Below are 6,073 nucleotides of genomic sequence, written 5' to 3'. Positions count from 1 at the left end.
CTAGAAAAAAATTATAAAACTATTATAGCAAGGGAATTACTGGATATAATCAGAGATATGTATAAAACAAAATAATTTTTATATCGTTTTTACTAAACTAAAAGAGAAATATGTAGAGAGTAAGTTTAAAAGTAAGGAAATAAGAGTTAATAATTGGGTCCGGGCTCGGTTTGATGGCTCGGGTAGCTCAGCCTGGTTAGAGCGACGGGCTGTGGACCCGTAGGTCCCGGGTTCAAGTCCCGGCCCGAGCCCCATTTTTAAACGCTCACGTAGTTAGGTAGCTAGAGAAGATATAAAAGAAATAGGAAAAATATAATATTAACATGGGAAAACTTTTCGGAACTGATGGAGTTAGAGGTATAACAAACAAGGAATTAACACCAGAATTAGCACTAAAACTCTCTAAAGCAATAGGCACATTCTTTGGAAAAGGGGCTAAAATCTTAGTCGGTAGAGATGTTAGAGCTGGCGGCGATATGCTTACAAAAATTGTTGAAGGAGGTTTATTAAGTGTTAACGTTGAAGTTTTCGATGGAGGTATGGGTGCCACACCGGCACTTCAATACGCTGTGAAAACCTTAGGGTATGATGCAGGGATTATAATTACTGCTAGTCATAATCCTGCCCCATATAACGGTATCAAAGTAATTGATAAAGATGGCATTGAAGTAAGAAGAGAGAAGGAAAACGAGATAGAAGATATATTCTTTAGCGATAGGTTTAACACAGCTGAATGGAGCTCACTAGCAAATGAAGTAAAGAAAGAAGATAGAGTTATTTCTAACTACGTTAATGGTGTATTAAGCCATGTTGATATAGAGAAAATAAGGAAAAAGAATTATCGTGTATTAATTGACCCAGCTAATAGTGTAGGTACTCTTTCTACTCCATTAGTTGCAAGAGCTTTAGGCTGTAAAATTTATACATTAAATGGTAATTTAGATCCATTATTCTCAGCGAGGCAACCAGAACCTACTTTTGATAGTCTAAAAGAAACAGCAGATGTAGTAAAGACATTGAATGTTGACCTTGGTGTGGCTCATGATGGCGATGCAGATAGAGCGATTTTTATTGACTCTGAAGGAAGAGTTCAGTGGGGTGATAGGAGCGCAGCTCTATTGTCTTACTGGGCTTCAGTTAAAAATCCTAATGCAAATAAAAAAGTAATTACAGCAGTTTCTAGTTCCAGTCTAGTTGAAGAATATTTAAGCAAATATTCAATAGAAGTTGAATGGACAAAGGTAGGTAGTGTAGATATTGCCCATAAAGTTGCTGATGAAAAAGCTTTAGCTGGATTTGAAGAGAATGGAGGGTTTATGTATCCTCCTCATCAATACGTCAGAGATGGTGCAATGAGCTTTGCATTAATGCTTGAACTAATGGCTAATGAAAATGTTAGCTCAGCTGAATTATTTAATAGACTTCCAAAGTACTACTTAGTTAAGACTAAAGTAGAGTTAAAACCTAATATGATAGTTGAAGAGATCTATAAAAGAGTCATAGATGCTTATTCTGGTTCTGGAGTTAAAATTATAACTATTGATGGAGTGAAAGTTATTGGAAAAGATTATTGGTTTCTTGTGAGAAAAAGTGGCACTGAGCCAATAATAAGAATCATGGCAGAAGCTAAAGACGAAGGCATAGCAAATAATATAGTCAACGAGTTAAAAAGAGTTGTAGAGGGCAAATGAAATACAGACTCCTTGATCTTCTAGCTTGTCCCATTTGCAAACATTTTCCTTTACAATTTTATGTTTTTTCTTCTAGGACTATAGATAGGGATATTGGGGAAGAGAAAAAGCCTTTATGTGAACTTTTCTGTAGTTATAAGAATCAGTTTATAAAAGATATGAAAGAAGTTCCTCCTTGTGAAGAATGTATAAAAAATGAAATAGTGGATGGGTTATTATATTGTCCAAATTGTAAAAGATGGTATCCTATAATAGACGAGATTCCAAGAATGCTTCCAGATAAATTGAGAAAGAAAGAAGAAGATCTTTCGTTTATGAAAAAATATAAAGATAAGATACCAAGAGAAATCTTAGAAGAAGGAGTCCCTTTTAATTTAAAAGAAGAATAAATTTTGATATATCTTTATTAGGTGGAACCATGATAAATATTATTGGTGTAACTGTTGGAAAGCGGATATCTCTCAAATCTTGACGAATGGATAAAAATGCAGAAAAACTTATTGGAGACGGTAAAAGAACTAGAGAAAAAATATGAGTCAGAAGATGTTGATAGATTAGATTTAATTCTTGCTACTAGAGTAGCTTTTCAGCATATCATGAGAACGATAAAAGCTTTTGATCAGTGGTTACAAGATCCTCAGATAATAAAGCATATGCCAAAGGAGATGTTACAAGATGTAAGAAAGACTACTTGGGAGATTTTAGAGACATTGTTACAACTTGACATAAGACATACAAGTCAATTTAGAGAACTTGTAGTCAAATTAAACAAAGAAGGGAAGTTAGATCCATTGATATGGACTAGAACAGTTAATGAAGAACAACAAAACACAGGGAGAAGAAGCACATTTATGACAATGTGAATATAAAAAATTTCTTTTTAATTTTAACTTAAAATCAAAAATATTATCTTCTCCTACTTTTCATTCTATTTTCTTCATCTATTGCATTAATTTTCATTTTAACTTCATTTAGTAGCTGATTTAAAGCATTCTTAAACTCGTCTTCTATCTGTTGAGCATCTAAAAATTCCTGCCCGTTAGAAGTTAGTACTAACTTCTTACTCTTTGGATCATTTTCAAGGTATCCTACATAAAGCAGTGCCGTTATATCTTCTTTTATCATTGGACTAAATATATTGTTTCCTAGTACATTAAATTGATATCCTAAATCTAATCCTTTCTGCTTTAACTCATATAATCCTATCGTTAATGCTTTTTCAGAAGCACCATTTAAAGCCTTTATTATATATAGAAGTTTTATCTTTCTTTTATCTTCTTTTAGTGAATCTGCAGTAAATACTTGCTTAGATACCATTTTGACGTCCTTAGATTTAGTCTGCCCAGGCTGCGACATAATAAACTCCTAATATATTTATGATTCACTCCTTAATTATCTTAACGATTTGCTTTGCCTCTTCAAATGGGTTCTTAGCTCTTGTTATTGCTCCTCCAACCACAAATATGTTAATTGGCAAATCAAGAATTTCTAATATATTATGTTTATTCAGTCCTCCAGCAACAGAAACTGCAACTCCTAACTCGCTAACACTCTTTATTTCACTCTTTAAATCTTTTATAGTAATACCTCTTTTTTTCTGTACATCAAGTCCGACATGCAATCCTATTATATCCACTCCTAATTTCTTTATTTCTTCTGCTCTTTTCACTATATCTTTTACATTTATTAAATCGGCTTGTACCAGGATGTCATATTCATGAGCCTTTTTAACAGCACTTTCAATTGTTGAATCATCCATTATACCTAATACTGTCATTATGTTAGCACTACCTAAATGTGCTATTTCAGCTTCTACATCTCCTGCATCAGCAGTCTTTGTATCTGCTAAAACAATCCTATTGTTTGCTAATTCTTTAATTCTTTTTATTCCGTTTATTCCTGCTGATTTGACTAGTGGCGTACCAACTTCTAATATATCAGCCCCTGCCTCAACTGATATTTTTGCTATTTCCTCAGCGTTTTTTAAATCAATAAAATCCAATGCTACTTGTAAATTTTTTTGATCTAATAACTTTTCAAGTAATTCCATCGTTTCACCAGCTAGGTATTTCCCCATAAAATTAAACAAATGAATTTTAAAACTCATTGTATGATATTTTTAGCTGTGATTTTCGATTGACTAAGTATATTATAGTTACGGGAGGAGTTTTATCTAGTGTTGGTAAGGGCACAGTAGCAGCTTCTATAGGCTTACTACTAAAAACCAGGAACTATAAAGTCACTATGGTAAAAGTAGATCCTTATCTCAATGTTGATGCGGGAACTATGAATCCATATATGCATGGAGAGGTTTTTGTAACTGATGATGGTGCAGAGACTGACTTAGACTTAGGCCATTATGAAAGGTTTCTTAATGTAAACATGTATCATTATAATAATGTAACAGCAGGGAAAGTCTACTTTGAGGTTATTAAAAACGAAAGACAAGGAAAATATTTAGGTCAAACTGTTCAGATAATACCTCATGTTACTGATCAAATAAAATCTATGATTAGATATGCTGCTAGTATGGCTAATGCAGATATCATTATTGTAGAAATAGGAGGAACTGTTGGTGATATAGAAGGTTTACCATTCTTGGAAGCAGTAAGGCAATTAAGACTAGAAGAAGAAAATAATGTTATTTTTGTTCATGTAGCACTAGTGGAATTTTTAAGAGCAACAGAAGAAATAAAAACTAAGCCACTACAGCACAGTGTGCAAGAATTAAGAAGAATAGGTATTCAGCCAGATATTATAGTCGCTAGATCAATAGTTCCGTTGGATGACGATAGTAAGAGAAAAATTGCATTATTTACAAATGTTAAACCAGAATACATTTTCTCTAATTATGATGTAACTATGACTTATGAAGTTCCTTTAATTTTAGAGAAACAAGGATTAGCAGAGAAAATACTCAATAAATTAGATTTACCTGATAGGCAACCTAACTTAGAAGAATGGCTATCTTTTATTAACAATATAAAAAGTGCAAACAAAGAAGTAAAAATCGCATTAATAGGAAAATATACCAAGCTTAAAGATAGCTATATCAGCATAAAAGAAGCAGTTTACCATGCTGCAGCAAAGCTAAATCTTAAGCCATCTTTAGTATGGATAGAATCTACTGACTTTGAGAACTCTAAAGAAGCGTTAGAGAAACTAAAGTCAGTCGATGGTGTTATTGTACTTCCAGGCTTTGGAGCAAGAGGTGTAGAGGGAAAAATCGATGCTATAAAATATGTTAGAGAAAATAATATTCCGTTTTTGGGAATATGTTATGGAATGCAATTAGCGGTCGTTGAATTTGCTAGGCATGTATTAGGGCTTGAGAAGGCTCATACTACTGAGGTAGATCCTAATACACCTCATCCAGTTATCACACTTTTAGACGAGCAAAAAAGAGTTGTACAAATGGGAGGGACGATGAGGCTTGGTTCACAGAAAGTTATCATAAAAGAAGGAACATTAGCTTATCGTATATATGGCTCAACGGAGGTTTATGAGAGGCATAGGCATAGATATGAAGTAAACCCCAGCTATGTAGATATGCTTCAGAAAGGAGGGTTAATAATATCAGGAGTAAGTGAAAATGGACTGGTAGAAATGATTGAGCTCAAAAATCATAAATTCTTTGTAGGGTTACAAGGTCATCCAGAATATAAAAGTAGACCTCTATCTCCTTCACCTATTTTCGTTAGTTTCCTTAGGGCTGCTGCTGGATTGTAAGTCAATAATTATTTTATCATATTTTGATTTTATTACTTTTTTAATCCCTTTTATCCCATTTTTATAAGAAATCTCTATTAAGCCAGCATTTTCTAGTTCTGCAATGTGCATACTAACATTAGCTTTTGTCATATGTAATATTTCGCTTAGTTCAGTAACATTCATTTCTTTTTCAGAAACAAGTTTAAGTATATTTAATCGAGTAATTACGGATAAGGCTCTAGTTATTTTTAATATTTCTTCTGGTTCATTTACTATTAATTCCACGTATAAATAATTTGTAAATTTTCCCTTTAAAAAGGATGGGGCTAAGAGAGGAGAACCCTTTTATACTAGTCATTATCAGAAAAGAAAATGAGGATGACTATAGTGCAAGCAAAGACAGAAAATCCTTTAAAGAATTTAAAAATTGCAACAAATAAAATCGTTTTAGTAAAACTTAAAGATGGTTCGGAATATGTAGGAAGATTAGAACAGAGCGACGGTACAATGAACTTAGTGCTAAGAGACTGTTTGGAAGCTAAAGAAGGCACATCAGAGCCTATTGCAAAATATGGAAGAGTGCTAATAAGAGGAAGTAATATATTGTTTATAAGTGTGGACTATGAAGCCTTGATGGGAAAATAATTTTATAAGAATATATCGGTGAGTGT

General features: G+C 33.1%; 8 protein-coding genes and 1 tRNA gene. 6 read left to right on the top strand and 3 right to left on the bottom strand.

The genetic code is table 11. The features are described 5' to 3' along the window. Positions 1–176: 176 nt before the first annotated feature. The 4 genes from AC3OCB_RS03030 to AC3OCB_RS03015 all read left to right on the top strand — a co-directional run bounded on the left by AC3OCB_RS03030 (position 177) and on the right by AC3OCB_RS03015 (position 2,554). Positions 177–254 (top strand) — tRNA-His (locus AC3OCB_RS03030). Positions 255–323: 69 nt separating this feature from the next. Next, entirely contained in the window at positions 324–1,691 is a 1,368-nt protein-coding gene (gene glmM / locus AC3OCB_RS03025; RefSeq protein ID WP_498340717.1) for a phosphoglucosamine mutase, read from the top strand. Next, positions 1,688–2,080, top strand: coding sequence for a Trm112 family protein (locus AC3OCB_RS03020; RefSeq protein ID WP_498340716.1), 393 nt, complete (start codon positions 1,688–1,690; stop codon positions 2,078–2,080). Before glmM ends, AC3OCB_RS03020 begins: the two co-directional genes overlap by 4 nt. A 51-nt stretch (positions 2,081–2,131) precedes the next feature. After that, entirely contained in the window at positions 2,132–2,554 is a 423-nt protein-coding gene (locus AC3OCB_RS03015; protein ID WP_498340725.1) for a DUF2153 domain-containing protein, read from the top strand. Positions 2,555–2,597: 43 nt separating this feature from the next. On the opposite strand, the gene AC3OCB_RS03010 is transcribed toward AC3OCB_RS03015, so the two are convergent. Continuing rightward, a complete protein-coding gene (locus AC3OCB_RS03010; protein ID WP_498340715.1) occupies positions 2,598–3,047 on the bottom strand; it encodes a hypothetical protein in 450 nt (149 codons plus the stop codon). A 25-nt stretch (positions 3,048–3,072) separates the two neighbouring features. Then, on the bottom strand, positions 3,073–3,741 hold the full coding sequence (locus tag AC3OCB_RS03005) for an orotidine 5'-phosphate decarboxylase / HUMPS family protein (RefSeq protein ID WP_498340714.1): 669 nt from the start codon (positions 3,739–3,741) through the stop codon (positions 3,073–3,075). A gap of 86 nt (positions 3,742–3,827) precedes the next feature. On the opposite strand from AC3OCB_RS03005, the gene pyrG reads away from it, so the two are divergent. After that, the gene (gene pyrG, locus AC3OCB_RS03000; protein ID WP_498340713.1) at positions 3,828–5,420 is read left to right on the top strand and encodes a CTP synthase; all 1,593 of its coding nucleotides are present in this window, start codon (positions 3,828–3,830) and stop codon (positions 5,418–5,420) included. Here pyrG and AC3OCB_RS02995 read toward each other — a convergent pair. After that, a complete protein-coding gene (locus AC3OCB_RS02995; RefSeq protein ID WP_498340712.1) occupies positions 5,376–5,687 on the bottom strand; it encodes an ArsR/SmtB family transcription factor in 312 nt (103 codons plus the stop codon). The genes pyrG and AC3OCB_RS02995 overlap by 45 nt on opposite strands. Positions 5,688–5,789: 102 nt before the next feature. Here AC3OCB_RS02995 and AC3OCB_RS02990 point away from each other — a divergent pair, with 102 nt between their 5' ends. Further along, positions 5,790–6,047, top strand: a complete 258-nt coding sequence (locus tag AC3OCB_RS02990; protein WP_498340724.1) for a U6 snRNA-associated Sm-like protein LSm6 — start codon at positions 5,790–5,792, stop codon at positions 6,045–6,047. The last annotated feature ends 26 nt before the right edge of the window (positions 6,048–6,073 follow it).

The organism is Sulfurisphaera sp. (assembly GCF_059755235.1).
The sequence above is the reverse complement of the archived record's forward strand: the minus strand, read 5'-3'. Positions and strand labels throughout refer to the sequence as shown.